The organism is Streptomyces sp. NPDC058662 (assembly GCF_042716255.1).
Taxonomy (GTDB): Bacteria; Actinomycetota; Actinomycetes; order Streptomycetales; family Streptomycetaceae; genus Streptomyces.
In genome coordinates, this window is sequence record NZ_JBHXRU010000004.1 from 1 (window position 1) to 24,693 (window position 24,693).

The 24,693-nt window shown below is 70.9% G+C and carries 24 protein-coding genes; 10 read left to right on the plus strand and 14 right to left on the minus strand.

What is annotated here, in order from left to right; all coding sequences use genetic code 11:
- The first annotated feature begins 780 nt into the window (after positions 1–780).
- The 3 genes from ACFWUQ_RS02895 to ACFWUQ_RS02905 all read left to right on the plus strand — a co-directional run bounded on the left by ACFWUQ_RS02895 (position 781) and on the right by ACFWUQ_RS02905 (position 4,094).
- Positions 781–1,572, plus strand: a complete 792-nt coding sequence (locus ACFWUQ_RS02895) for an IclR family transcriptional regulator (protein ID WP_384532139.1) — start codon at positions 781–783, stop codon at positions 1,570–1,572.
- 412 nt (positions 1,573–1,984) lie between these two features.
- A complete protein-coding gene (locus ACFWUQ_RS02900) occupies positions 1,985–3,109 on the plus strand; it encodes a tryptophan 2,3-dioxygenase family protein (protein ID WP_384531885.1) in 1,125 nt (374 codons plus the stop codon).
- An 85-nt stretch (positions 3,110–3,194) separates the two neighbouring features.
- Positions 3,195–4,094, plus strand: a complete 900-nt coding sequence (locus ACFWUQ_RS02905) for an aminoglycoside phosphotransferase family protein (RefSeq protein ID WP_384531887.1) — start codon at positions 3,195–3,197, stop codon at positions 4,092–4,094.
- A gap of 30 nt (positions 4,095–4,124) precedes the next feature.
- On the opposite strand, the gene ACFWUQ_RS02910 is transcribed toward ACFWUQ_RS02905, so the two are convergent.
- A complete protein-coding gene (locus ACFWUQ_RS02910; protein WP_384531889.1) occupies positions 4,125–4,556 on the minus strand; it encodes a GNAT family N-acetyltransferase in 432 nt (143 codons plus the stop codon).
- A 141-nt stretch (positions 4,557–4,697) separates the two neighbouring features.
- Here ACFWUQ_RS02910 and ACFWUQ_RS02915 point away from each other — a divergent pair, with 141 nt between their 5' ends.
- Complete coding sequence (locus ACFWUQ_RS02915; RefSeq protein WP_384531891.1) at positions 4,698–5,735, plus strand: magnesium and cobalt transport protein CorA; 1,038 nt, start codon at positions 4,698–4,700, stop codon at positions 5,733–5,735.
- Positions 5,736–5,759: 24 nt separating this feature from the next.
- On the opposite strand, the gene ACFWUQ_RS02920 is transcribed toward ACFWUQ_RS02915, so the two are convergent.
- Positions 5,760–6,188: an ATP-binding protein gene (locus tag ACFWUQ_RS02920; protein ID WP_384531893.1), complete on the minus strand. Its 429-nt coding sequence runs from the start codon at positions 6,186–6,188 to the stop codon at positions 5,760–5,762.
- A 481-nt stretch (positions 6,189–6,669) separates the two neighbouring features.
- On the opposite strand from ACFWUQ_RS02920, the gene ACFWUQ_RS02925 reads away from it, so the two are divergent.
- Positions 6,670–7,002, plus strand: a complete 333-nt coding sequence (locus tag ACFWUQ_RS02925; protein WP_384531895.1) for a MerR family transcriptional regulator — start codon at positions 6,670–6,672, stop codon at positions 7,000–7,002.
- 282 nt (positions 7,003–7,284) lie between these two features.
- Entirely contained in the window at positions 7,285–8,505 is a 1,221-nt protein-coding gene (locus ACFWUQ_RS02930; protein ID WP_384532141.1) for a PP2C family protein-serine/threonine phosphatase, read from the plus strand.
- 146 nt (positions 8,506–8,651) lie between these two features.
- Here the strand turns inward: ACFWUQ_RS02930 and ACFWUQ_RS02935 are convergent, their stop codons facing one another.
- The 3 genes from ACFWUQ_RS02935 to ACFWUQ_RS02945 all read right to left on the minus strand — a co-directional run bounded on the left by ACFWUQ_RS02935 (position 8,652) and on the right by ACFWUQ_RS02945 (position 14,243).
- Positions 8,652–11,066: a glycoside hydrolase family 2 protein gene (locus tag ACFWUQ_RS02935; protein WP_384531897.1), complete on the minus strand. Its 2,415-nt coding sequence runs from the start codon at positions 11,064–11,066 to the stop codon at positions 8,652–8,654.
- A 955-nt stretch (positions 11,067–12,021) separates the two neighbouring features.
- Positions 12,022–12,189, minus strand: coding sequence for a hypothetical protein (locus tag ACFWUQ_RS02940; protein WP_384531899.1), 168 nt, complete (start codon positions 12,187–12,189; stop codon positions 12,022–12,024).
- A 71-nt stretch (positions 12,190–12,260) separates the two neighbouring features.
- Complete coding sequence (locus ACFWUQ_RS02945) at positions 12,261–14,243, minus strand: amino acid transporter (RefSeq protein ID WP_384531901.1); 1,983 nt, start codon at positions 14,241–14,243, stop codon at positions 12,261–12,263.
- 523 nt (positions 14,244–14,766) lie between these two features.
- Here ACFWUQ_RS02945 and ACFWUQ_RS02950 point away from each other — a divergent pair.
- On the plus strand, positions 14,767–15,258 hold the full coding sequence (locus ACFWUQ_RS02950; RefSeq protein WP_384531903.1) for a hypothetical protein: 492 nt from the start codon (positions 14,767–14,769) through the stop codon (positions 15,256–15,258).
- Here ACFWUQ_RS02950 and ACFWUQ_RS02955 read toward each other — a convergent pair.
- The 3 genes from ACFWUQ_RS02955 to ACFWUQ_RS02965 all read right to left on the minus strand — a co-directional run bounded on the left by ACFWUQ_RS02955 (position 15,255) and on the right by ACFWUQ_RS02965 (position 17,863).
- Positions 15,255–16,484, minus strand: coding sequence for a hypothetical protein (locus ACFWUQ_RS02955; RefSeq protein ID WP_384531905.1), 1,230 nt, complete (start codon positions 16,482–16,484; stop codon positions 15,255–15,257). The two genes, ACFWUQ_RS02950 and ACFWUQ_RS02955, sit on opposite strands and share 4 nt — an antisense overlap.
- A 122-nt stretch (positions 16,485–16,606) precedes the next feature.
- Entirely contained in the window at positions 16,607–17,002 is a 396-nt protein-coding gene (locus ACFWUQ_RS02960; protein ID WP_384531907.1) for a hypothetical protein, read from the minus strand.
- Between the two features lie 321 nt (positions 17,003–17,323).
- Entirely contained in the window at positions 17,324–17,863 is a 540-nt protein-coding gene (locus ACFWUQ_RS02965; protein WP_384531908.1) for an EF-hand domain-containing protein, read from the minus strand.
- 509 nt (positions 17,864–18,372) lie between these two features.
- Here ACFWUQ_RS02965 and ACFWUQ_RS02970 point away from each other — a divergent pair.
- Positions 18,373–18,519 (plus strand): hypothetical protein, encoded by a 147-nt coding sequence (locus ACFWUQ_RS02970; protein ID WP_384531910.1) that lies wholly within the window; start codon positions 18,373–18,375, stop codon positions 18,517–18,519.
- 97 nt (positions 18,520–18,616) lie between these two features.
- On the opposite strand, the gene ACFWUQ_RS02975 is transcribed toward ACFWUQ_RS02970, so the two are convergent.
- Entirely contained in the window at positions 18,617–19,030 is a 414-nt protein-coding gene (locus ACFWUQ_RS02975; RefSeq protein WP_384531912.1) for a TraR/DksA family transcriptional regulator, read from the minus strand.
- Between the two features lie 147 nt (positions 19,031–19,177).
- A complete protein-coding gene (locus ACFWUQ_RS02980) occupies positions 19,178–20,008 on the minus strand; it encodes an alpha/beta fold hydrolase (protein WP_384531914.1) in 831 nt (276 codons plus the stop codon).
- A gap of 75 nt (positions 20,009–20,083) precedes the next feature.
- Here ACFWUQ_RS02980 and ACFWUQ_RS02985 point away from each other — a divergent pair, with 75 nt between their 5' ends.
- Positions 20,084–20,686 carry a sigma-70 family RNA polymerase sigma factor gene (locus ACFWUQ_RS02985; protein WP_384531916.1) on the plus strand — a complete coding sequence of 201 codons (603 nt, stop codon included), beginning with the start codon at positions 20,084–20,086 and terminating at the stop codon, positions 20,684–20,686.
- Here ACFWUQ_RS02985 and ACFWUQ_RS02990 read toward each other — a convergent pair.
- The 3 genes from ACFWUQ_RS02990 to ACFWUQ_RS03000 all read right to left on the minus strand — a co-directional run bounded on the left by ACFWUQ_RS02990 (position 20,671) and on the right by ACFWUQ_RS03000 (position 22,942).
- Positions 20,671–21,663, minus strand: a complete 993-nt coding sequence (locus tag ACFWUQ_RS02990; protein ID WP_384531918.1) for a Rieske 2Fe-2S domain-containing protein — start codon at positions 21,661–21,663, stop codon at positions 20,671–20,673. The genes ACFWUQ_RS02985 and ACFWUQ_RS02990 overlap by 16 nt on opposite strands.
- Positions 21,664–21,913: 250 nt before the next feature.
- Entirely contained in the window at positions 21,914–22,159 is a 246-nt protein-coding gene (locus ACFWUQ_RS02995; protein WP_384531920.1) for a hypothetical protein, read from the minus strand.
- 225 nt (positions 22,160–22,384) lie between these two features.
- Entirely contained in the window at positions 22,385–22,942 is a 558-nt protein-coding gene (locus ACFWUQ_RS03000) for a pyridoxamine 5'-phosphate oxidase family protein (protein WP_384531922.1), read from the minus strand.
- Positions 22,943–23,234: 292 nt separating this feature from the next.
- Here ACFWUQ_RS03000 and bla point away from each other — a divergent pair, with 292 nt between their 5' ends.
- Entirely contained in the window at positions 23,235–24,182 is a 948-nt protein-coding gene (gene bla, locus ACFWUQ_RS03005) for a class A beta-lactamase (protein ID WP_384531924.1), read from the plus strand.
- 12 nt (positions 24,183–24,194) lie between these two features.
- Here the strand turns inward: bla and ACFWUQ_RS03010 are convergent, their stop codons facing one another.
- On the minus strand, positions 24,195–24,626 hold the full coding sequence (locus tag ACFWUQ_RS03010) for a pyridoxamine 5'-phosphate oxidase family protein (protein WP_384531926.1): 432 nt from the start codon (positions 24,624–24,626) through the stop codon (positions 24,195–24,197).
- Positions 24,627–24,693: the final 67 nt, after the last annotated feature.

The window sequence follows — 24,693 nt, forward strand, 5'->3', positions numbered from 1 at the left end:
ATGAGACTGGCGCGGGGACTGGGCGGGCCGCGGGCTGGGGCCGCCGCCGCCGCGGCGGCGGCCGACGCCCTCGCCCTGGACGCCGCCTGCCACGTCCGGGCCGCGCGCGGCCTCGACGACCTGACCTGGGCCCTCGTCGAGAGCCAGGCCTTCACCGAAATCGCCCTGGACGCCGCCTCCTGGCCGCACGGCCCGGACTCGGCCCTGCTGTTCGGCTGCCTCCTGCACCTGTCGGACCGGACGGAGAACGCGCAGTTCTGGCTCCGGTACGCGGCCGGATCCGGATCCCGGACCGCCGCCGACTGCCTGTACCTGCTCCACCTCTCACGCGCGGAGGTCAACACCGCCCGGCACTGGAAGATCCAGGCCGACGCCCTACCCCCCGACGACCACCTGCCACCCCTGCCCGCCGTGCCCGAGGACCTCGAAGACGCCCTCGTCGCCTCGGTCATCTGGACCTCGCCACCCCTCACCACGCAGGACCTGAGCGCCCTCACCGCCCTCAGCACCGCGACAGCGGGCGCCGGACGGCCCCCCTACCGGCTCCCCGCACTCCTGCGCCACGCCATCGCCGCGCTGCCCGTCGCGGAGCACCCCGACCTGGGTGAGATCCGCAGCCCCGGCCCCCCGCTCGCGGCCGCCCTCGCCCGCCACGCGCGGCTCGACCCGACGGGGCTGACCCCCGAGGCGGTCCTGTGGGCCCCCGACGCGCCCAAGCAGCCTCCACCGACACCCGCCGCCCGCAGGTGCCCGTCCGCCGCGCGGCCCGCGCCGGCCGCGCTGGAATCCGTACACCAGGCCCTGCGTGTCCTGGAAGTCATCAACCGCCACTCGGGGGGCGTCAACCTCCCGCAGATCGCACGTGAGACGCAGCTTCCGCAGCTCGTCCTCGCCCGTGCGACGGAACGGCTGATCCGCGCGAACCTGGCCACGGCCATCGGCCCCGACGCGTACATCGCCGGCGGCGCCCTCCTGTTGACCCAGCGGGCCGGCGCGGACGGGCGCGCCAAGGTGCGCGAGACCCTCGCCTGGGTACGGGACGCGGTCGGCGCCGCCGTCTACGTGGCCCGGTACACCGACGGCGAGGTCTCCATCACCCAGTACGCGGACGGCCCGGGCACACCCCTGGTCGACGAATGGGTCGACTTCCGTGCCGCCGCCCACGCCTCCGCCGTGGGCAAGGCCCTGCTGACCCAGCTCGACCGGGCGGAGCGCGAGGACCACCTCGCCCGCCACACCATGGCCCGGTTCACCTCCCACACGCTCACCAGGCGGCAGGACCTCTTCCACCAGCTCGACACCCGCCGCCCGAACGCCCCGCTCCTCGACCTCCAGGAGTACGCGACCGGCACCGTCTGCGCGGCTGTCCCGATCACCTCCGGCCCCAACGCGGAGTGCGTGGCCCTGTCCATCCCGGTGCCCGACCCGCACCGCCTCAGGCAGGCCGCCCGGATCCTGCAGAGCGAGGCGGCGGCCGTCCTGCTCGCCCTCATCGTCGCCGGACAGCACCACGAGCCCGAGGAGGAGCTCCCGGCCGGGCGGGAGCACATCATCCTGCCCACCACGGTGTAGACCGCCGCCGTCCCCCCCCACGACCACCGTCCGGCCCCGCCCCGCCTCCGTGCGGCGCGGGGTCGGACGCCGTGGCGGCGGAGGGCCGGCCGGCCCGCGATACGTCGAGACGGATATCGGCCCCGCTGTCAAGACACGAATTCCCGAGTCATGACGTCCGGCGTCTCGATCATGCCTAGTGGAAACCGGAAACCCCCTCCACACGACGGCATGGGAGAAACAAATGGTGACGACTCCGGCGCACGGTCCGACCGAATGCGCGAAAAGGACGTCCGGAGGCTGCACGAGCGCCCTCCGCGACATATGCGGATCGCGGACCGCAGCCCTTCGGGACATCAGGCACTGGGCGACCGCGGACCGAATACCGGACGAATGCGACGGAATTTCTTTGGCCAGGTCCGTGACGGAGCACGTGCGGCGCACAGGAAAGCACTTCCTGTCCGAGCGGACGCTCGTCCGGTTGAGCGACATAAGGCGCCGCCATACCGCGCACCGCCCACTCCTCAGCACGTTTCTCGACTGCGCTCTCGACAAGCACGAGGGGCGTTTCTGGAACCGCACGTACCTCGGCCTGCCGGTCCTGGAGCTCCTCGCGGACGGAGGCCGGGCCGCCCCGCTGAGCGCGGACCGGATGTCGACCCTGCTGATGGCCGATCTCGCCCGTTTCGAGATCGAGGCGGCTGCGGCCGGGACTCCCGGAGAGCCCGAACCGGGCCGATTGGACCCCGCGACACTCAGCACCCGGCTCCGGCACACCTTGCGACTCGTGGCGAAGGGGCTCGGCCGGGCGGAGGCCGGCGACCTGCCGTCCCGCATGGCGCAGACGCCCCGGTCGAGGCTGGAAGACCTGCTGGACCATCTGCCCCGCCCGCCGGCGACGGCGTCCGGCCGATGGTTCGACGTCACCGTCCAGCCCGTCTCCGTCGTGCATGACGAGTACTTCTTCATCCGTGTGCTCCAGACCCACGAAATGCATTTCACCGAGATAGCGGCAGCGATGAGAAAGGTCATCCAGGCGCTGCGAGCGGGAAACCTGCGGGAATCCGTCCGGCAGATCGACCATGCGGTAGCGATGTTCGAGCGTGCGGCCATGCTCTTCCGCATCGTGGCCACGATCCGCGCGGAGCAGTTCTCCGCCATCCGGCAGTACACGATGGGAGCCAGCGCCATCCAATCCGAGCAGTACAAGCGCTTCGAGGGCCTGTGCGGTGTTCCGCCCATCCCGCGCCTGCGGTCAGCCGCTTTCACGGGCGTGCCTGCCGTGCGGGCCGAGCTGGCGGATTCGGGTCACGACACCGTCACCCGCGCCTATCTCGACCTCCGGAGCGGGGGAGGTTTCGAGGATGCTCGGTGGAGCCGCCTCGACGCGGCGATCGGCCGCCTGGAGAGCGCGCACCAGCGGTGGAAGTCGGCCCACCGCGGCCTCGCCGCACGCATGCTCGGCGACGCGCACGGCTCGGGCTACACCGAGGGCGTCCCGTACCTGACGCAATGCCTGGAGAACCGCCTGTTCTGGCAACTCGGCGCCCCCGCCTGAACCCGCACGGCAGGCACCTACGCTCCCCCTGTCAGTGCCGGAAAAGGTTTGACGCCCAAAGCCCTGCGGTGGTCAGGTGGCGTCCATGAGCACAGGCCACATGCACTCCGGTATGCACCCCATTGACGTCGGCCTCGTACGGCAGTTGATCGCCGGGCAGTTTCCGCAGTGGGCGGGGCTGGCGGTGGAGCGGTGGCCGTCCGGTGGGACGGTCAATGCCATGTACCGGCTGGGCGACGGCATGGTCGTCAGGCTGCCGCTGGTGCGGGGCGGGGCAAAGGACGTGGCGCTGGAACAGGAGTGGCTGCCCCGCCTCGCGTCCCGTCTGCCCACGCGCATCCCCGAGGTGTTGGGAGCCGGAAAGCCCGCTCATGGGTATCCGTGGCCGTGGTCGGTGTACCGGTGGCTGGAGGGGGAGCTTCCCGAAGCGGGAGCATTGAGTGACCCCGTGCCGCTGGCCGAGGATCTGGCCGCGTTCGTGGCGGCGATGCGGGGTATCACGCTGCCGGCGGCGCCGAACGCGCACCGGGGTGGGCCGGTCGCCTCGCAGGACGCGGAGACCCGCGGAGCCATCGAGGAACTGCGTGGGATACCGGAAGAGGACGTCGACTGCGACGCCGCGACCGCCGTGTGGGAGGAGACGTTGCGGGCGCCGGGCTGGGACGGGCCGCCGGTGTGGCTGCACGCCGATCTGATGCCGGGCAACGTGTTGATCGACGGCGGCAGGCTGGCCTCGGTGATCGACTTCGGGTGCGCAGGGGTGGGGGATCCGGCCTGCGATCTGTTCCCGGCGTGGAATCTGCTGCCGGCGGATGGAAGGGAAGCCTTCCGCGAGGCACTGGCCGTGGATGAGGCGACGTGGATCCGCGGCCGGGGGCGGACCCTCTCGCAGGCGCTGATCGTGTTGCCGTACTACCGGGAGACCAACCCCGCGATGGCACACAATGCCCGGCATGTGATCCGGACGGTTCTGGACGAGATCTGAGACGTACCACCGCCGCGGCCTCCGACGGGATCAGGGTTGGAGCCGCTTGAGGAAGTACACGTCCTCGTGGCCGGCCGGGAAGCCCGGGACCCGGGCCGTCTCCTCGTAGCCGTGCCGGGCGTAGAAGGCCGGCGCCTGGAAGGTGAACGACGAGACCAGGATCGTGGCGCAGCCACGGCGCCGCGCCTCGGCCTCGGCGGCGGTCAGCAACTTCGCGCCCCAGCCGCCGCCCCGGCTGTCCTCGCGGACCCAGGTCATCCCGATGCCCGCCCGGTCGCCCCAGCTCCAGCCGGACAGCCCCGCGACCAGTGCGCCGTCCGCGTCCGTGATCCGTACGGTGAACTCGGACTGCTCGTGCCCGGCCGTCGCCGCCCGGTTGAAGGCGTCCAGTTCCTTGCTCAGCCGTGCGTCGAGTTCGGAGTCCGGTCCGCCGGTGGTGATGTCCGTTCCGCTGTCGTCCATGGCGCTCATCATATTGACGCCTCCGTGTTCGGCTGGGCCATCGCGCCGCTCTCATCAGCGCGGTCAGGGTCGTGGGTGATCACCTGGTGTTCGCGGGTAGGTTGCATCTCTACGCATCGGACAAGGGGCACGGAGCAGCACATGGTGGCGCAGCGGGGAGACAAGGGCGGTGCGGGTCTGCCGTCGGCGGTGGTGGACTGCGCGCTCTACGAGGACGGCCACCGCATCCCCGGCCAGGTGAGCCTGGACACGGTCATGAAGCGGATAGACCCGCAGGAGGGCCGGTTCGCGTGGATCGGCCTGTACGAGCCCACCGAGGAACAGCTGCAGGAGGTCGCCGAGGCCTTCGGCCTGCATGCCCTCGCCGTGGAGGACGCTGTCCACGCGCACCAGCGGCCCAAGCTGGAACGCTACGACGACATGCTGTTCCTGGTGCTGAAGACGATCGTCTACGTCGACCACGAAAAGGTCACCGCGACCAGCGAGATCGTCGACACCGGCGAGATCATGGTCTTCGCCGGTCCCGGCTACGCGATCACCGTCCGCCACGGCAGTGCCCCGCCGCTGGACGACGTACGCCGACAGCTCCAGGACGACCCGCGGCAGCTGGGCTGCGGACCCGCCGCCGTCCTGCACGCGGTCGCGGACATGGTCGTCGACCGCTACATGGACGTCGCGGACGCCTTCGCCGGCGACGTCGACAGCCTGGAAGCCGAAGTCTTCTCCCCCGACCACCCCGTCGACGCCGCCCGCATCTACCAACTCAAGCGTGAACTGCTGGAGTTCAAGCGCGCCGTCATGCCACTCGCCGGCGCCCTGCAGCGCCTCAGCGACGGCACCGTCCCCGGCATTCCCCCGAAGGTCGCCACGTACTTCCGGGACGTGGCCGACCACCACCAGCGGGTCAGCGAACAGATCCTGTCCTTCGACGAACTCGTCACGGGCATGCTCAGCGCCAGCATCGCCCAGCTCGGCGTCCAGCAGAACGCCGACATGCGCCGCATCAGCGCCTGGGCCGCCCTCATCGCCGTCCCCACCATGATCGTCGGCGTCTACGGCATGAACTTCGACCACATGCCCGAACTCAAGTCCCCGTACGGCTACCCCGCCGTCTGGGTACTCATAGCGATCGTGTGCACCGTCATCCACCGCGCGCTGCGCCGCAACAAATGGCTCTAGCGGCGCCTTCGGACCCCGGACCGACTAGCGGGGGAGGAGGGCGCTCACGGTCTTGCCGCCGGTGGTCAGGTGGGTGACGGCGGTGGCCTGTGCGAGCTGGTTGACCATGGACCAGCCGAAGCCGCCGCTCCCGCCGTACAGGTCGGGGGTGCGTGTGCGCGGCGCGTGCGGGCTGGGGTCCTGGACCGCCACCTCGATACCGTCCGCGTGGGCGGTCAGGGTCAGGGTGCAGGTTCCCCCGCCGTGGCGCAGGGCGTTGGTGACGAGCTCCGAGACGGCGAGCACCGCGTCATCGGCCGCCCGGGTGGAAACCGGCGGCTGTGCGAGACGGTCGAGGAAATTCCGCGTACCGGCACGCGCGTCGCCGAGGGAGGCCGTGGACGGGTCGGCCGACACATCGAGGCTCATCCTGTGCCCGGTCATGATCGGAACGGCGATGCTCGTGGTGCCCATCAGGTCCCCCTGGCCTCTCCGGGCCGGCGACGTCGGCCCGCGTCCGTTCTTCTGCCCGTCGCTGAGGCGCTCAACCCGAAGCGACTCCCGTGTGCCCTCTCGGCATCTGTAGCCGATTACCTCCTCATCGCACACGCGAAAATCTATGGTGTGCGGAGTAGACATTGGGTCGTGGTGTGGTTACGATTTCTCCCGTAACGCAGAGAGACCGCAGGGCCCGGCGGAGACGAAGTGCCGGGCGGAGGGACTGGACGCCACCAGGATCGCCCGGACGCCACGCGAGTCCGGGTACCGCAGGACATCGTGAGTGAAGTGGTCTCCGGTCACGCATCCGCGATCCCCGCACCCCCGACGAAGTGCAGGTCGGGCGAGCGGAAACCCACGGCCGGCGCAGTACAGGCCGGCAGATGGTGCTGCAGTTCCTCGGGGCCCTGGTGCCACAGGCATCAGGGCCCCTCCACATGCCCCACAGAGAGGTGTGATGACCGCAGACGACTCCTTCGGCCGTCTCGACGACGACGACTACCCCGCCTTCACCATGGGCAGGGCCGCCGAGATGCTCGGCACCACCCAGAACTTCCTGCGCGCGATCGGGGAGCACCGTCTGATCACCCCCCTCCGCTCACCTGGCGGGCACCGCCGCTACTCCCGCTACCAGCTGCGCATCGCCGCCCGCGCCCGCGAGCTCGTCGACCAGGGCACCCCCATCGAGGCCGCCTGCCGCATCGTCATCCTCGAAGACCAGCTCAAGGAAGCCCGGAACCGCAACGCGCAGCAGCGCGGTGGTCAGGTGCGGGACCGGGCCAACGCCTGAAGGGCGGTCTTTCCGGGCGCGGGCGAGGATGGAGTGGAAGGGCGGGCGGGGCTGCCCGCAGGTCGTCGGTGTCCGGCGGGCTGGTGCCCGCGGCTCCGTGTCCACGTGGTGCAATGTGGTCGGTCCGGGGCCCTGCGTGCGCGAGGCCGGCTGACTGGTGGGCGCGTTATCGATTCATCTGGAGGGGCTGTGATCGCAGGAGAGCCGGGCGGGAGCGGTGGGCCTGGTTCTGGTCTTCGCGTGAACGGTGGTCCTGTCCGCCAGGGGACGACGCTGGCGGGGATGCTGGAGGCGGCGGAGGCCGCGCCACCCGTGGAAGCCCTCGATGTGGTCGCGCGGATGCTCAAGGAACGCCTCGGGGCGGTGTCGGTGTCCTTCCTGATCACGGACTTCACGGGGAGCTCGGTCGTACGGCTGGGAGCCGCGGGCAGCGTCGACACGGGTGAGCGCGCCCAGCGCATCACGCTGCGCGGCACGCTGTACGACGACGTGATCCGCAGCCAGCGCCCCAGCGTGCAGGACGAAGGCCCGGGGATGCTCGTACGGGTGGTCGTTCCCGTGACCAATCGTGGGGACGCCATCGGGCTCCTGGAACTGTTCCTGCCCGCGCCGCCCGACGCGGAAGTGACGCGGGAGATCGGTGAGACGGCGCACGCGCTGGCCTACATCGTGATCGCGAACCGGTCCTTCACCGACGTCTACCAGTGGGGCCGTCGTACGCGGCCGCTCAATCTGGCCGCGGAGATCCAGCACCGGCTGCTTCCGGCGTCGTTGGCGTGCGAGGCCGCGCAGTTCGCTGTGGCCGGTGCGCTGGAACCGGCCGACCATGTCGGAGGTGACACCTTCGACTACGTGGTCGACCGGGACACTGTCCAGTTGTCCGTCACCGATGCCATGGGGCACGACGTCGCCGCCTCACTGCTGGCCACCCTGGTGGTGGGCGCCCTGCGCCGGGCCCGGCGGGCGGGGGAGGGCCTGCGGGAACAGGCCCGACAGGCCGACGCGGCCATGCGCGAGCACGGCCGCGAAGGCTACGTGACCGGTCAGCTGCTGCGGATCAGCCTGCTCGACGGTGCCACCGAGTTCATCAACGCCGGGCACCCCTGGCCCCTGCGGATGCGGGACGGCGAAGTGACCCAGATCGTTCCGGAGGTCGATCTGCCGTTCGGCATCCTCAGCCCGCGCGACTACCGGGTGCAGTCACTGGACCTGCGGCCCGGCGACCGGCTGGTGATGCTGACGGACGGCATGCTGGAACGCAACGCCGTTACCGTGGACCTCTCCAAGCTCATCGTCCGCACCCGCGACCTGCATCCCCGGGAAGCCGCGCGCACCCTCATCGGGGCGATCGTCGAGGCCGGCGACGGGCACCTGGAGGACGACGCGACCGTCATGTGCCTCGACTGGCACGGCGTCGCCCCGACCCAACGGGACGCCGCCACCGGCGCCGACCTCGCCGACGCCTCTCGCCCCTCAGCCCCAGGGACCCCTCCCGAACGGTGACTCCCGGGGTGACGCGCCCCACATCGGCCGCCGCGGTTCGTTCTGCGACCCGTTCCCCTCGGCGGTGGCCGTGCGCCACCCGATGCCGGGCGGGGCGGTATACCGCCTCGTTGATGGTGACGCGTGGAGGGGGAACACGCACGCCGTCACACGTTGAACAGGGCGCCGCGGACGGCATCGGCGCCGGCATCGGCGTCGGCTTCGGCCCCGGACCAGCCCGTCACGGTGATGCGGGTCTCCTCGCCCGGGAGCAGAGTGACCAGCCCCCGGTCCGCCACAGCTGCGGGCCCGAGCCGGTCGGCCTGCAGCAGGAGATCGCGAACGACGGTGCGTGCCGTGACGACGACGACCGGGCCGCCGTCGCCGGCTCCCGCCTCGATCCGTACGTCGTACTCCGCGGCGGTGTAGCCGAACTCCCGGTCGACCACGGGGAAATGCACCGCGCGCAGGCTGTCGCAGTCGGCGACGAGGAACTCCTTGCGGGAACCCTCTTCGGGTAGCAACTCCACCGGGACCGCCTGCCTCACCACCGTGCGCGCGTCGGCCTCCAGTACGAGGCCGGTCCTCCGCAGCACCGTGCCGCCGGCATCGAGGCGGCGCAGGGTGACCGTGGTGCGCCAGGGCGTGCCGGACTGGTTGTCGAGGACCAGCACCGGCCCGTCGTCCGTGGGAACGAGGGCGAGCACCCGGTCGGCGTACACCCGGCGCAGCTCGTGGTAGAGCGGCTTGCAGCGGCCGTCGCCGTCGATCGCGGACCAGGAGCTCACCGGCCAGCAGTCATTGAGCTGCCACACCACCGTGCCCGCGCACACGGGCCAATTCGACCGCCAGTGTTCGATGCCGGCGGCCACGGCCCGCGCCTGGACCACCTGGGCCAGGTAGTGCCAGCGGTCGAAGTCCCCTTCGGGGAGGTCGAAGTGGCGCTCGATGCCCCGGTTCAATTTGCCGTTGCCGTCCTCGGCCTTCTGGTGGTGCAGCATGCCGGGCGATTCGGGGGCGAGTTCCTCACCTGGAAGCGCGCGGCGCAGAGTCGCGAGGGCGGCCGGGGCCTGCCAGCCGAACTCGGCGCAGAAGCGGGGGACGTTCGCCCGGTAGTCGGCGTAGTCCCGGCGGTTCCACACCTCCCAGGAGTGGTGGGTTCCGTGGCGGGGGTCGTTCGGGTGGTGGTCCCAGGAACCGGACCAGGGGCTGCCCGCCGTGTACGGGCGGGTGGGGTCGAGCTCGGCCACGACTCGGGGCAGGAGTCCGAGGTAGTAGCCCTCTCCCCAGGAAGCGCCCGCGAGCGGCTTCTCCCAGTCCCAGTCGCGAAATCCCCACAGGTTCTCGTTGTTGCCGTTCCACAGGACCAGACTCGCGTGCGGCATCAGCCGGACAACGTTGTCGCGCGCCTCAGCCTCGATCTCGCGGCGCAGCGGCTGCTCTTCGGGGTAGGCGGCGCAGGCGAAGAGGAAGTCCTGCCAGACCATGAGGCCGAGTTCGTCGCACACGTCGTAGAAGGCGTCGTCCTCGTAGATGCCGCCGCCCCACACCCGGACCAGGTCGACATTGGCCTCGGCGGCCTGCGTGAGGCGGGTGCGGTAGCGCTCGCGGGTCACGCGCGAGGGCAGGACGTCGTCGGGGATCCAGTTGACGCCCCGGGCGAAGATCCGCACACCGTTGACGACGAAGGTGAAGGACGTGCCGTGCTCGTCGGCTGAGCGGTCGACCGCGACCGTGCGGAAGCCGACGCGGCGTTCCCAGCTGTCGAGGCGCTGCCCTCCCTCGTCGAGCAGGACTACTTCGAGGTCGTACAGCGGTTGGGCGCCATGTCCGCGCGGCCACCACAGCTCCGGTTCGGCGACGTCCAGGATCAGCACGGTCTCGTCGCCCTCGAAGGTGGTCCGCGCGACGGTTCCGCCGACGGTGGCGCGCAGGGTGAGCGGCCGACCGGCGCCGCTCGGGGCGCGTTCGGTGCGGATCCGCAGTTCGACCCGGCCGGCGGCGCCGTCCACGTCCACCGTGACCAGGGGGCGGACTTCGGCGAGCCGCCCGGTCGACCAGTGTTCCAGGCGTACCGGCCGCCACATTCCGGCGGTCACGACGGTGGGCCCCCAGTCCCAGCCGAAGCTGCAAGCCATCTTGCGGATGTACTGGAAGGGCTCCGGGTAGACGTTGGGACGCTCGCCCGTCAGGACGCGGACACGGTCGGCCTCCTCGTAGGCCGAGCCGAAGCGGACCTCCAGCGGACCCGTACGCCCGGTGACGTCGAAGCGGTGGACGCGGTGCATGTTGCGGGTGGTGCCGAGGCTCTCGCCTGCCAAGACGACCTCGGCGGCGGTGTCGAGACCCTCGAAGACGAGATGGGCGCGCTCGTGCTCGCTGTCGTGACGCAACTCGGTGACATAGGTCCAATGCCGGCGTCCTACCCACGCGATGCCGTTCTCGTTCTGTCCGACGCAGGGGTCGTCCAAGACCCCTGCGGCCAGCAGATCGGTGTGAACACAGCCCGGGACCCGGGCGAGGAGCAGGGCGTCCTCGTGGCGCAGGCTCCATCCCTCGTTCAGCTGCGTGACGTCCCTCATGGTGTGCGGCTCCAATTGCCCTCGTGCGGGCGGTGGTACGGGGGTACGCCGACAAACTAGCCGCACGGTCATGGCCCGCGGGGCCGCCTTCGCTCCGGAGCGCGATGTGCCGGTCGGCCGTCATGCGGACCATGAGCGTTGGACCACGACCCGGACCACGCCTCGCGGGGGAGGGCCACCATCCTGCCGGCCAAGCGGCGCGACCCGGCGATCTGGTCGGTAGCCGCAGCGCTGAGCACGCATCCGGCACCGTCCCACAGGCCGTTCGGTGCCGAAGTGCTGCGGCTGACACATCTCCTCGTTGACGGCGACGAGGACGCGCTCGCGCCTCGCCCTGCACGACGACGAGCGCTGCTGATGCTGCGCGCCAGCTGGGGCCTCGGCTCGGTCGCGTGGCACCCTTGTCAGTAGACCTGATGGCCGGAGTGAAAGTTGAGCCGTTCGTTGATCCGTGTCGCGCGAGGAGCCACTGGGTTCCGGGGGCAGGGCGATGATCCGTTGCCGCGGTCGGACGTCGTGGCCTTCAGGACTTCCTGCCACGCTGCGGCCCGATCGATTCTGGGCACGGTCGGCGAAGTGACCCCGGCCGGAGCCGCGTCGAGCTTCCATACAGCCCTGGTCATCACCTCGTTCAGTCGGTTCACAGTCCTGTGCCACGGCGTGCTCCCGGTGGTCGCCTTTGTGGCGAGCCCACCGCGGGCTGGTGCGCCGTTGCCGGCCTTCACGCCCCCGCCGGCATGGGCGGCCGCGCTTGCGGTGGGCGGCTTTCGGCTGCTGGGAGTCGGTGAACTGAGCATTGCCGTTGGCTTCGGCTGACACCAGTGAGCTCACCGCAGAAGAGCTGAAGCAAGTGGGCTACTGGCGCCCGAGCACCGTCGGCGAGCTGATGTTCAACTGGTGGGACTGAACGGGGTCGGCCGGGGCCGGGCGGGCAGCGAGGCGACGGGTCACCTGCTCAGGGACGGTAGATCAACTGCATGAGGGATGCCACGATCAGGGTCCACACGCCGATACCGAGCAGCCACCACCATTCGGCGACCGCGCCCGCCGTGATCATGGCGGTCGCGCCCACTGTGAGGGCGATGATCCTGAGCCGCATGCGGCGGTCCGGTGTGGAGGTCATGGTCTGGCATGCCTTTCGGTCCCCCCCCCGCCTCGGCGTCCTCGCCGGTGGCGGGTGCGGCGCGTGGTTTGTCAGCCTCCGACGTGGATGCCGGGGCGGCGTCCGGGGTCGGGTTCGTGGCTGCGAATGATCTCGCGGGTGACCGGCGCGGTGTCACCGCGTCCCAGGAGGAAGTAGCGGACCATGTGGACCAGCGGACTGCCCTCCGCCCAGGCGAAGTAGCAGTGCGGTTGGACGCCGGTGGCATCCCGCAGGGCCAGCAGGATGGCGGCGATGGCGTTCGGCGCCGCCGGCGCGGCCGCCCGTAGGATCCGGTGGCCGCCGACCTCGACTCCCTGGACGGTGAGGGTGTCGCTGAAGTCCGAGGGGTCGACCACGTCGATCTCCAGGAAGAGGACGTCTGCGCGGCCGGGCACCGGGTTGACGCCGCGCTGTTCGCGTTCCTTGTCGCTGTACTCGGCGACGTCGCCGGCCTGACGGCGGTTGGCGATGATGTTGATCGAGTCGTCGTGGGCCAGCGTGGCATCGATGAACCGGCGTGCGTCGGCGTCGAAGACGATGCGGTCGGCGCGCAGTTCGGTGGTCCGGGAGACGCGCGAGACCAGCGACACGACGATGATTCCGGCGATGAAGAAGGCGGAGATGACGATGCCGTCGGGCTTGTCGATGATGTTCGCGACCAGGGCGTAGAGCAGGACAGCGGTGAGCAGCGCGAAGCCGACCGTGGTGGCTCGGCGGCGGTGGCGGGCGGTGGACACGGTGACGGCGAAGGCGCCGGAGACCATCATGGCGAGAATGCCGGTGGCGTAGGCGCCGGCCTGATCGTCCACGTCGGCGTCGAAGGCGATCGTGATCGCGATGCACAGGAGGGTGTAGACAATCACGACCGGGCGGACGGCCCGTCCCCATTCGGGGGCCATGCCGTAGTCGGGCAGGTAGCGGGGGACGATGTTGACCAGTCCCGCCATGGCGGAGGCGCCGGCGAACCACAGGATCAGGATGGTGCTGATGTCGTAGACGGTGCCGAACGCCTCCCCGACGTGCTCGTGGGCCAGCCAGGCCAGGGCACGGCCGTTGGCGGCGCCACCCGGTTCGAACAACTCGTGCGGGATGAGGAGGGTGGTGACGAAACTCGCGGACAGCAGGTAGACGCTCATGATGAGGGCGGCGGTGGTCAGCAGTCGGCGGGCGTTACGGATCCGCGAGCGCAGCCGCTGCTCCGCGTCGTCGCCCTCGGCTGCGACGAGCGGCATCATGCTCACGCCGGTCTCGAAGCCCGACAGGCCGAGCACCAGCAGCGGGAAGGCGAGCAGTGCCGGGCCCATGAGGTCGCCGAAGCCGCCTCCGCCCGCTGTGAGGGCGTCGGTCCACGCCGACCAGGCCCCGGGGGTGGTGAACACGTGGACCAGGCCGATGCCGATGACGATCGCGTTCAGTGCGAGGAAGACCGCGACCAGGGGGATGGCCACGCTGACGGCCTCGCTGAACCCGAGCAGGAACACCCCGCCGAGTACGAGCAGAAGCGCCACCGTCAGAGCGACCTCGTGGCCGTGCAGCGCGGCGGGGAAGAAGGGGTTCTCCACCACGTGCACGGAGGCGTCCGCGGTGGACAGGGTGATCGTGATGATCCACGAGGTGGCGACGAAGCCGAGCAGGACCAGCACGAACAGCTTGCCCCACCAGAACGGCAGCAAGTCCTCCAGCATCGCCACCGACCCGGCGCCGTGCGGGCTCTCCTTCGCCACCCGCCGGTACATCGGCAGCATGCCCAGCAGGGTCAGTGCCACGATCAGCAGCGTCGCCAGCGGCGACACCGCCCCAGCCGCCAGGGCGGCGATCGCGGGTACGTAGGCCAGGCTGGAGAAGTAGTCGACGCCGGTCAGGCACATCACCTTCCACCACGGGTGCGGCTTGGCATGCCCCTCATCGGCCGCCGGCCCCACGGGCTGCACCTGGTGCCGCAGCATCCACCGTCCGAACCCGCCCGACGGCTGAGCCCGACGGGCAGGACTGTCCACCACCTCGGGCATACCCGTGTGATCCGCGTCCCTCATGTCCCCATCAACCTTTCCCTACCCGCCCACATCACCGCCGCCAGCTCGGGGCCGCACGGCGATCATCGAGTATGTGCCTGCCCCCGACGCGGACCGGCACCGGCCAGACCAGCCCCATTCCCCGCCCTCCCCGAGCGCCAAGCGCACCGCCCGCCCAGCCGGCCACGCTCGCAACACGCCGCGCCATAACGGGAAAACCCCCGGCCAGTGCCATGCCACCGCCTCCGAGCGCCACCTGCCCTGCGGACGCCACGGCGCTTCTGGGCACACCTCAGCCCGCAGAAAACCCTTACGCATCCCTAACGCCCGGAACGGCGCGCGCCACTCTGCCGGCGCAGCCTGCCGCCGCCCCCGGCCCGCCGACCTGGAACCGCAGGCAAACGGGCCGGTGTGACTCGGAGTGCTCGGAGTACTCGTGCCGGTCGGGGGCGGGAGTCTGCGGAGAGGGACCACTCATCAGGACGGTCGGGCCCAGGTCGCAATGTGTTCGACGGGATCAGCTCGTGCGGGGGATCATGTGCGGGTGTCGCCGATCGAAGCAGCAGCCGATGACCTGCAGGACCTCGCCGCGCTCTGGAGTATCGGCGAGGCCCGAGCGCACGATGTCGTCGAGGCCGCCTGCGCGGCACTCGTCGCCGGACTCGACAGCCCCGCACTCCGCATCCTGGCCGGATACACCCGCGCCGAGGCGCAGTACGAGTTGCCCGACCTGCTTCCCGTCGTGCTCGATGAGCTGGGCCTGACCTTCTACCCGCGCGACGGCGAGGCCGGGCCGGAGGCTGCCGTGCGGGCGTTCGCGCACCAACTGCTGGCCGGCAAGGTGACACCGCGAGAGCTCGCCCTGCGTATCCACCAGCGGTTCGGTCATCAACTGCCCCTGGCCGAACGTCTTGCCGAGCTCGATGACGAGTGCGACAGCATCGAGTACGGAGACAGGACGTTGGTCCAGCTCGATGCCGAGGTCACGGTCGAAGCCCGGCGTCTGGTGTACGGCCCGCCATCAGACACGGCCTAGTCCTGCCAGTAGAACAGCAGGGTCGCGATGTCGAGTGGTTCGCGCGCCCCGAAGTAGTAGACGCCGAGGCCGGTGACGCGGATCGATCCGGTGGCCCCGTCGATCCAGCGGAAGCCGGCCGCTTCGAGGGCAGCGCGGGCCTCCGGATGGTCCCCGTGGCCGCCGGCGAACCGCCCCAGCGTGCTGATGAGTACTTCGCGGCCGCCGGCCAGGCCCCCGTACCCGATCACGTGGTACGTACCGCCGCCCTGGTGGTGGGCGTCGCCGCAGGAGACCGCGGGGCGCGGCGCCAACCCGGCCGACGTCAGCGCGGCTCCGGCCAGGGCCAGTTGCCGCTCCTCGTCCGGCGGTTCCGGCGGCTCGGTGCACAGGGCCTCAATCCGCCAGCGCGGATCGCTCTGCTTCTCGCAGTCGCGTCCGTACTCGTGCACGATCGCCCGACGGAGTTCCTCGTCCAGTCCCTCCACCTCCACCCGCGGGCATCCCAGCTCCTCGTACACGGTCCGGGTCTGTGCCACGTCACCCGTCAGCCGGTGCAGTGCGTACGCGGCCCACAGCTTCGCGTCGACGGTCGGCGCCTCGGCGAGGTAGGCGGCGACCCGCACCGGGCAGGTCAGCAGGGACTGGGTGAGGTGGGCGACCTGAGTGTCGGGGTCGGCCAGCGCGTCGGTGACGTCCTCGCCGGCGCGGTGCCGCACGCGGACGGCGACGGCTCGATCCTCCGGCCGCGCGGCGTCGAGCCCGGAGAGTACGGCCCGCACCCCGTGCCGGTCCGCGAGCGTGTCCAGTCCGGCCTCCCCGACCGCCCGACGGGTCGGCCAGTGACTGAAGGCGAGGGTGGCCAACTCGGGTGCCGCCGTCAGGTCCCCGAGCGCCCCGCGCGCCTGGAGGACCGCCTCAGGCATCCCGTACGCGGCCTCGTGGCGCCGGTCCTCGTGACGCAGCCAGGGCAGGAGCTCGGCCCGGTCCGCGAGGAGGCCGAGCAGCGCCTTGCGGACCGTCCCCGAGTCGTCGGTGTCACGGACGCACGCGAGCAGCTCGCCGACCCGCGCCGACGGCACCCGACCGGCCAGAGCGTCCACGCAGGCCGTCCGGCGCCACCAGGGCTGCGTGCGCTCGACGGCGCACCGTGCGAGCAGGTCGGGGTCGTACGCCCGCAGCCCGACGGCGTCGGTCCGGCCGGCCTCGGGCGTCAGGGTCTCGATGTTCGGGGTGCGGTGCGGCATCCCGGGATGCTACTGCGCTCCGCGGCACGGCCCGAAACGGATATGCACCGCACCCCGACGCGACGTGCACCGGTGGTGAGCCTGAGGTGGTCCGGGTGCGGACGCCAGTTGCGCCCGGTGGGTCAGAGCGCGGTGAAGAAGTGGTCCGGCACGTCGTCGAGGACGAAGCCGTTGTCGAGGCGGACGCGGACCGTGACGCTGGGGCCCCGCTTCTCGTACTCCCTCCACTCGGGCCGCAGAGAGGCGATCTGCTCTTCGAGCCGCCGCCTGCTCTCGGTGGGCATGTCACTGCCGAACGAGTCGAGGAGTGACGTGAGCCGCGCGAACTCCCGGACCCCCTCGCTCTGGGGCCGCTCCTCGACCACCCGCTCGACCGTCCCCTCCGTGCCCGCCGCCAAGGACAGGGATCCGACGAGAGACACCACGGGCTCGGGGGAGGCGTCGTCCGCCCATCCCGTCGAGTCGAACAGCTTGGTGTCCGTCGCCAGTCGTACCCGCCGGCCTTCTGTCAGGGTCATCGCTTCTTCTCTTCATCTCTCGCGTCGGGACTCGCACCGGCCCCGTGCCGCTCGCCCGGGGACGATGCCAGTATCGGTGCCAGGCACCTACCGGTCCGGCCACCCAGAGCGGAAGCCCTACGCCGTAGGAGGGGCAGCGCCTACCCGCCCCACCAGTCCCCGGATCAGTTCTTCGTCATGCCGTACACGATCAACCCGACCATGACGATGCCCACGACCTTCAACGCGCGCCGCACACCGAGCAGTTTGATCAGCACAGGCAGTCCCTTCTCGAAGCGCCGGCGGGCGCCGACCCCACCGTCCGCGTCCGCAGGATACGACCTAGCCGGCGAACCGGCCGCAGAGCCAGTTGCCCGGTTCCGCCGGGTCGTCGCTGATCCAGAACTGGCGCCACAGCAGTGCGAACTCCTCGCGGCTGAGGTGGCCGTCACCGTTCAGGTCGAGCAGTTCGAAGACGCCCGTCATGTCCGCGGACTGCCCGTTCCAGGTCTCGACGAGCATGCGGTGTTCCTCCGGGGAGATGCGGCCGTCGCCGTTGGCGTCCACGGCGTCGAAGACGGTATCGGCGGTCGCGGTCACATCCGCGACCATCGCGGGCAGTTGGTCGACGAGTGAGAGCAGCTCTCCCATGTCGACCGCGCCGTCCCCGTTCGCGTCCCCGGCCTCCAGCAGCGCCGCCCACCAGCCCATCAGCAGCGCTTCGACCCGTGCGCCCAGTTCCGTTCCGGGTCCCGCTCCCGGCAGCCGGTTCCACCGGGTGACGAGTGCCTTGAAGTCCTCCTCGCGCAGGTAGCCGTCTCCGTCCGCGTCGAACGCGGCGAACATCCCCCTGAGCTTGCGCTCCTGGAACACACTGGCCATGAGCGGCCTCCCTCGACGCCGAACCGAACCGAGCCCTACGAACCGAACCCTGCCGTCCGCCCGCCGCCCACCGCGGACGCGGACAGCTCGTAACCATAGGTCGCGACGCACCTCGACCCCCACGGGCACATAGGCGCGAGCGGTCACCTGTTCTGCCGCCGCGGGACACCGCACCGGGACACCGCGGCGCCGGAACCTGAGCAACTCCCGTGCCGGGGGCGCCGCCGCGTTGGAGTACGTGCTTGCCGAAGCTCCCGACATCAACCGTGAACTGGGCGAGATCGCCACCCGAGCCGCCGAGGAGACCCGAGTCATGGCGCAGAACAACTTCCACTTCCACGGCCGGACCACGTTCATCAACCAGCCGGTGGACACGGTCATCAGCGACTTCCAGAACGACCACCGCACAGGCGCCGGGGTCGCCGAGCTGGTCCAGATGCTCCGACTGGTGCTGACGAGCAGGGACCTGGCCGACGCCGAGCGGCAGGAGGCGGTGTCCCCAGTCCACGGTGGCGGCCGACCTGGCGACCGGGGCCCCCGACCGCCAGGTACCGACGCGGCTCGAACGGCTGCACACCCTGGTGGCCGGGGCGGCGGACATCGCCCAACCGGCCGCCGTGCTGATCGGCGCTGTCAGCGGGCTGGCACCGCTGTAGCCCGTCACGGCACGCCACCGGGCGACTCGATATCCCCACCGGGCCCGCGCGGGCGGCCCCCGCCTCCCCGCCGCCGGCACCCCGGCACGTAACGGCGTCAACCGGGGCGCGGCGGCCGGCGGGGGCCGGGGCCGGCGCAGCGGACGCAGGTGGTCGCCGCCGGACGGATCTCCAGCCGCTCGGGCGGGATCGTCCGGCCGCAGGCTTCGCACTGCCCGTACTCGCCGCGTTCGAGCCGTTCCAGCGCCCGGTCCAGTTCTTGCAGGTGTTCGCGTGCCTGCGCCATCAGGGCGGCTACGTGGGCCCGCTCGAACGCCGTGCTGGCCCCCTCCGGGTCGTGCTCGTCGTCGACCGCGACCAGGGCGTTCGCCGCGACGATCCCGTCGAAGTCCTGGCTCAGCGCGGCCGCGCGCGCGAGCGTGTCGGCACGGTCGGCCGCGAGACGTGCGCGGACGCCCGCGAAGACGGCCTGTCCGCGCTCGTCGCGGTCATTCCGGGATGCATCGCCCATATGCGGCACAACGCCGGCCAGCGGTCCCCGATTCCCCCGCCCGCCGCACAGTCGGCCGGGGCAGCCAGCGCACCGTTACCCACAGGGAGCTCATGCTGTCGTTTCGGTGGTACTGGGAGGTGTTGCCCTTTCCGTACTCGCGGATGACTACCCGCGGAGGAATGCCGCCGTGGTCGCCACGAACCAGTCGGCGTCGTCGAGCCAGGGAGAGTGGCCCGCACCGGGCTGTACCGCGAGCGTGGCGTCGGGGAACGCAGCCGCGAATTCGGCGGCGGACACTGGCGGGCTGTTCAGATCGAACTCCCCGGTCAGCAGCAGGACACGGGCGTCACAGGCGGCGAGTGCCGCGCGAGTGCTCGCCGGACTGAAGGCGCCCTCGGCCGCGAAGAGAGCGACAGCTTCCCGGTTGGTGGGTCGACTGGCCGCGTGGTGTTGCCGGGCCGGCTCGTCCCACCGGCCGCAGAAGAAGGGTGCGACGGCTTCCCAGTCGCTGCCCGTGCCCTCGTTGATCGCCTGCAAGGCGGCGAACGCCGCCGGGAACCACGGCTCGTCCTTACGGAGCTGCGCGAGTTCGAGCCGGGTCTCGGCGGTGATCGCTATGTCGACAGCTCGGGCGCTGGGGCCGATGAGGGCGAGCTTGCTGACTCTCTGCGGATACCGGGCCGCGTACTGCGTCGCGATGTTCGTGCCGGCGGAATGGCCGAGCAGGTCCATCCGCGGAAGGCCCACGTGCTCGCGCAGTGCCTCGACGTCGTCGACCAGGCGATCGCAGCGGTAGGACGAGGCATCTCGGGGAATCGCGGAGCGGCCGGTCCCGCGCAGGTCCAGCACGATCAGCCGGTAGTACGTGGACAGGCCGCCGAGGTCGCCGAGGTAAACGGAGTCGGCAGGGCCTCCCGGGACGCAGAGGACCGGGTCGCCGTCACCGATCACCCGGTAGGAGAGCTCGGTTCCGTCAGGAGCATAGAAGGTGGGCATGAAGCGGATCCTGCCACCCATAACCTCGTTGTACAACCAGGTTATAGTGAGGACGTCCTGGTGTATAACCAGGTTGTGACATACGACGAGAGCGCCCACCGGATCCCCGCGACGCTTACCGAGGAACAGGCCGAGCGGATGCTGGCCCGCATGAACGAGGTCATCCGTGCGGGCGAGGAGATGCGAAAGCTGCGGGCCGAAATGATCAAGGTGTTCGCCGGCTTCGGCTGGACACAGGAACGCATCGCGCAGCTCACTGACATGAGCCAGCCCGCCGTGTCCAAACAGATGGCGAAGCACAGGACCGATGGGCCGGGACCACCGGTGGACGTGTCCCTCGACCAGCGCGATATCCCCTGGCTCGAAGGGCGGCTCTGGGGGCTCGGCCAGGAGATCTCCGAGACGCTCGATGAAACCGCGCGCTGTACCCGCTGCGTCAACGCACTCACCCGGGGGAGGAAGCGCTTCACACCCCAGACCGTCGACGAGCTGCGACGTCTCGTCGAGGAGGACCTGAGGCTGCACCGGAGGGAACTGCACGCCGGTCACCGGGCGGCGTACGACGAGATCAGCCGCGGTCTCGACCAGCCTGCCAAGGCCACTGGCGCCGCCACCGCATCAGCATCCCTACGCCGCTCCCTCGCCCACCGGATCCAGCGCGATCAGCTCAGCGGGTGACGCGTTGAGCCATTCTCCACCGGGCCCTCGTCCCCGCCGGCGGTGTCGGCTTTACCCGTCTGCCTGATCCGGGCCTCCACCCGGGTGCCGCTGACGCGGGTCTCGAACGCCGGTTGCGGCGCGGTGGCCGGGCCTGTCGTGTTCCAGCCGTCCGCGAGGCGGAAGGTGCTGCCGTGCCACGGACAGCGGATACAGCCGTCGACGAGTTCGCCCTCGGACAGCGGACCGCCCATGTGACTGCACCGATCGGCCAGCACCCGGAACGTTCCGGACACCTCGTGCACCACGACCACCGGCTCGTCGCCCAGACGGCCGCGGACGGGCCTGCCCGCCGGGAAGTCGGCCACGTCCCCCACCGCGTGCCAGCCCGGCCCGACCGCATCCGGAACGTGCTCGGCGTGATTGGCGCCTGCCGCCTGCCGGAAGGCCATGTGACCGCCGACCGCACCGCCGACGCTCACCGCGGTGAGCCCGGCCAGACCCCACAGGCGGCCGCGGGCGAACCGTCCGCGGGCACGGGCGGCGAAGGAGACCGCGTACAGGGCGACGCCTGCCGCATTCGCCGCGGCATGCACCATCCCGACGCGCATCTGAGGGCGGCGCAGCTCGGCCCAGTCCGTCCAGCCGGCCACCGCCGCGGGGAGCGCGGCCACGAGCCCGACGCCGACCAGAACCTGTGCCGCCCGCTTCTGACCCGGCACGAGATCGAGCACCGCGGCGGACATCCAGCTGCCCAGCGGCAGTTGCACCATCAGCGGATGCAGCGGATGGCCCAGCCACCTGCCGTGCAGGACGTCCCTGCCCCGTCCCAGGGGTACCGCGCGGACCGCCGCCCGCGCGGCGTCGACCAGCCGGTCGGCGCGCGGGGAGCGTTCCACGCGGTCCATCGCGCGCAGAACCCGTCCCGGCCCGGCATCGGACGGCAACACCGTGCCGAGGGCACACGTCAACCGGTCCCATGTCCCTGAGGTATCCATGCCTCCCGTACTAACCCACCGCGGCTCCCGGGAAACGACCCCTCGCCGTGCGCCACCGCCACGGAGGACCTCTCCGTCAGCCCAGCAGCGGGTACCGGCCGCCGAGGGACTCTCCTGTACGGCGAGAGGCTTCCACCCGTTTGACGGCTCGACCTCCCCGTCGTACGCACCACGCACCACGTACCACGCACCACGCACCGCGGGGGCGGTCGGGACCATGCCCGACCGCCCCCGCACCGCAGTCCGCGGGTCAGTGAGCGGCGGAGTGACCGAACTGCGCCCACTCACCTTCGCCCTGGGCCGAGCAGGTCGACGTGTAGACGGGACCGAACTGGGCGGGCACGGCGGCCGCCGTCGAGCAGGAGGCCGCGAAGCCCGCGTGGCCGCTGGAGAAGTACTCGCCTTCCGACCCGTCGTTGGCCAGGGCGGCGCCGGCGCCGCCCAGCAGGATGCCGGCGGCCAGGACGGAAGCGGTGAGGGCAGAGCGCATACGCATGTCTACTCCTGAGGATCCATGGACGACGCGCCAGGAAAGGTGCGCGTCACCCGGATCAACATCACAGGCAGGTCACGGGAAACGGCATGTCACTCGAATGCCGAACACAGAAGGCGTAGCGCCCCGGATGGCAACGCCCGTACTGCCCTCTCGGCCCCGGTCCACGTCCATGGCCCGCGCGCCACTCTCATCGGCGTGCTCAACCACCACCGGTAGCGGAGTCGATCAGAACGTCCACCGCGTGTGCGTGTAGACCCCGTTGTCCCGACCGAACCCGTACGCCGTCGTCGGCGCCACCGCCAACACCAGCGCCGCCCCCGTTCGCAGTTCGTCCCCGAGCCCGTGGAAGGTGCCGTCGGGTGAGGTGATGTGCGCCCCGTACTTCGCCTCGTACGCCGCGATCACCTCCTCCAGCACCGCGGGATCGGTGACCGGCTCCGCCTTGCCCTCGACCACCAGGTCGAGCCCCGCGGTGAGCGAGTTCCCGCCGGTCGTCAGCGCGCAGTGCCCGTCATGGGCGAGGTTCCGCGCCTTCTGCTCGTCCTTGCCGGTGGAGAAGTACAGCGCCCCGTCGTGCCAGGCGGCGATCACCGGTGTGACATGCAGTCGGCCCTCGGGCCGCACCGTGGACACCCAGAAGATCTCGGCGGTGTCCAGCAGCCCGCGAGCCTCGGACCACTCGGTGGCGGTGACGTCCGAGGCGCCCGGGCGCGGATTGAGCGCGGAACTGTACCGCGCGTCGAGTTCGGTCGTGGGCTGCTCGGCGGGTCCCTGCGTCGGCATCGCGGCTCTCCTTCGTTCTCCTTGTTCTCCTGCCTCATCGTGACCGGTTCGTCCACACCGTTCGCCGCCGCCGCGCTCGGGTGCGTCCGTATGCCCGCCCGATCCGGGAGAGGAGAGGCGGCTGCGGCCCCGAGGCTTGACTTCCGCGTCCGCCTGTCCGTACAAGGGCGAGCGGTCTCGGGGGAGCGGTACGGCGCAGCCGTCCGGGAACCGCTGTGATCATGTCCTGCGTCATGGAAGGCACATCATCAGACCGGGCAAGGCGGACCGAAGCGAAAGAGGAGAGATCTACGTGCGAACTCCGGGAACGACCCCCTCCCGTCGCGTACTGCTGACCGCCGGAGCGGGCGCGGCGCTGGCCGCGGCGCTGACGACGGGAACGGCCCGTGCCGCGACGCCGCGCGCCGAGGCGCGTACCGTGGCGCGGCTGCGACGGTTGGAACGCGAGCACGGGGCACGGCTGGGCGTCTACGCCCACGACACGGCTACCGGCCGGACGGTGCTCCACCGGGCCGACGAACTGTTCCCCATCTGCTCGGTGTTCAAGACCGCCGCGGCGGCGGCCGTGCTGCGGGACCTCGACCACGACGGCACCTATCTCGCCAAGCGCATCCACTACACGTTCAAGGACGTCACGGACGCGGGCGGCGGCGAGGTCACCCAGCGGGAGGAGAACATCGCCGCCGGCCTGACCGTGGCGGAACTCTGCTCCGCGGCGATCTCCCAGAGCGACAACTGCGCCGCCAACCTCCTGCTGCGCGAACTGGGCGGTCCCACCGCCGTCACCCGCTTCTGCCGCTCACTCGGCGACCGTACGACCCGGCTCGACCGGTGGGAGCCCGAACTGAACTCCGCCGAGCCCTCGCGGACCACCGACACGACCACACCCCGCGCGATCGGACGGACGTACGCCCGGCTCGCGCTCGGCGACGCTCTGGCCCCGGCGGACCGGGAGCGGCTGACCGGGTGGATGCTGGCCACCACCACGAGCGGGGAACGGCTGCGGGCCGGCCTGCCCCGCGACTGGGCCGTCGCGGACAAGACCGGCGCCGGTTCGTACGGGACGAACAACAACGTCGGCATCGCCTGGCCGCCGGGGCGGCCGCCCGTGGTGCTGTCCGTGTTCACCGCCAAGGCAGAGGCCACAGCGCCGCGTGACAACGAACTGATCGCCGAGACGGCGAGGCTGCTGGCGGACGCGCTGGTCGGCGACGCGGACCCGAGCGAGGGGCCGCGGTGACGGCCGCGGCCGTCAGACCGCGCCCAGGTCCGAACTGAGCCACCGCTCCGGACGCATGTGGATCACGAGCTGCTCGCCGTGGTCCCTCCAGGCGAAGTCGACATAGCCGTCGACCTTTTCCGCCGGGAGGTACCGCGAGGCGACCTCCACCAAGTGCTCGCGCGACGCTGCTTCGATCGACACGACCGGTCCCTCGACCGACACGTACCGGATCGTCGGGTCCAGGCGGTCGACCATCAGGCTGAATCGGCCGGCCTCCTTGATCAGTTGTGCCTTGCGGGAGTCCCGGCCGGTCATGATCCAGATGTCGCCCCCGGGAGCGTACTGGTACCAGATCGGCAGGGTCAGCGGTGCGCGTTCCCCATCAGCTCCCGAGCTGATGGCGATCGCGGCCACGTGCGGCTCGGCGAGGAACTGCTCGCGTTCGGTACGGTCCAGGGCCACGGCGTACTCCTTCGGCGGGGAAAGCCTACGCAGGGCACAACCGAACCCGTCCCCGGCTCATTCCGCG

What these genes read in the sequence shown, in the direction of transcription:
- ACFWUQ_RS02905 (WP_384531887.1), top strand. Translation starts at nt 3,195, where the DNA reads ATGAGCACAGGCCACATGCACTCCGGTATGCACCCCATTGACGTCGGC.
- ACFWUQ_RS02910 (WP_384531889.1), bottom strand. Translation starts at nt 4,556, where the DNA reads ATGGACGACAGCGGAACGGACATCACCACCGGCGGACCGGACTCCGAA.
- ACFWUQ_RS02915 (WP_384531891.1), top strand. Translation starts at nt 4,698, where the DNA reads ATGGTGGCGCAGCGGGGAGACAAGGGCGGTGCGGGTCTGCCGTCGGCG.
- ACFWUQ_RS02920 (WP_384531893.1), bottom strand. Translation starts at nt 6,188, where the DNA reads ATGGGCACCACGAGCATCGCCGTTCCGATCATGACCGGGCACAGGATG.
- ACFWUQ_RS02925 (WP_384531895.1), top strand. Translation starts at nt 6,670, where the DNA reads ATGACCGCAGACGACTCCTTCGGCCGTCTCGACGACGACGACTACCCC.
- ACFWUQ_RS02930 (WP_384532141.1), top strand. Translation starts at nt 7,285, where the DNA reads ATGCTGGAGGCGGCGGAGGCCGCGCCACCCGTGGAAGCCCTCGATGTG.
- ACFWUQ_RS02935 (WP_384531897.1), bottom strand. Translation starts at nt 11,066, where the DNA reads ATGAGGGACGTCACGCAGCTGAACGAGGGATGGAGCCTGCGCCACGAG.
- ACFWUQ_RS02940 (WP_384531899.1), bottom strand. Translation starts at nt 12,189, where the DNA reads ATGACCTCCACACCGGACCGCCGCATGCGGCTCAGGATCATCGCCCTC.
- ACFWUQ_RS02945 (WP_384531901.1), bottom strand. Translation starts at nt 14,243, where the DNA reads ATGAGGGACGCGGATCACACGGGTATGCCCGAGGTGGTGGACAGTCCT.
- ACFWUQ_RS02955 (WP_384531905.1), bottom strand. Translation starts at nt 16,484, where the DNA reads ATGCCGCACCGCACCCCGAACATCGAGACCCTGACGCCCGAGGCCGGC.
- ACFWUQ_RS02960 (WP_384531907.1), bottom strand. Translation starts at nt 17,002, where the DNA reads ATGACCCTGACAGAAGGCCGGCGGGTACGACTGGCGACGGACACCAAG.
- ACFWUQ_RS02965 (WP_384531908.1), bottom strand. Translation starts at nt 17,863, where the DNA reads ATGGCCAGTGTGTTCCAGGAGCGCAAGCTCAGGGGGATGTTCGCCGCG.
- ACFWUQ_RS02975 (WP_384531912.1), bottom strand. Translation starts at nt 19,030, where the DNA reads ATGGGCGATGCATCCCGGAATGACCGCGACGAGCGCGGACAGGCCGTC.
- ACFWUQ_RS02980 (WP_384531914.1), bottom strand. Translation starts at nt 20,008, where the DNA reads ATGCCCACCTTCTATGCTCCTGACGGAACCGAGCTCTCCTACCGGGTG.
- ACFWUQ_RS02990 (WP_384531918.1), bottom strand. Translation starts at nt 21,663, where the DNA reads ATGGATACCTCAGGGACATGGGACCGGTTGACGTGTGCCCTCGGCACG.
- ACFWUQ_RS02995 (WP_384531920.1), bottom strand. Translation starts at nt 22,159, where the DNA reads ATGCGTATGCGCTCTGCCCTCACCGCTTCCGTCCTGGCCGCCGGCATC.
- ACFWUQ_RS03000 (WP_384531922.1), bottom strand. Translation starts at nt 22,942, where the DNA reads ATGCCGACGCAGGGACCCGCCGAGCAGCCCACGACCGAACTCGACGCG.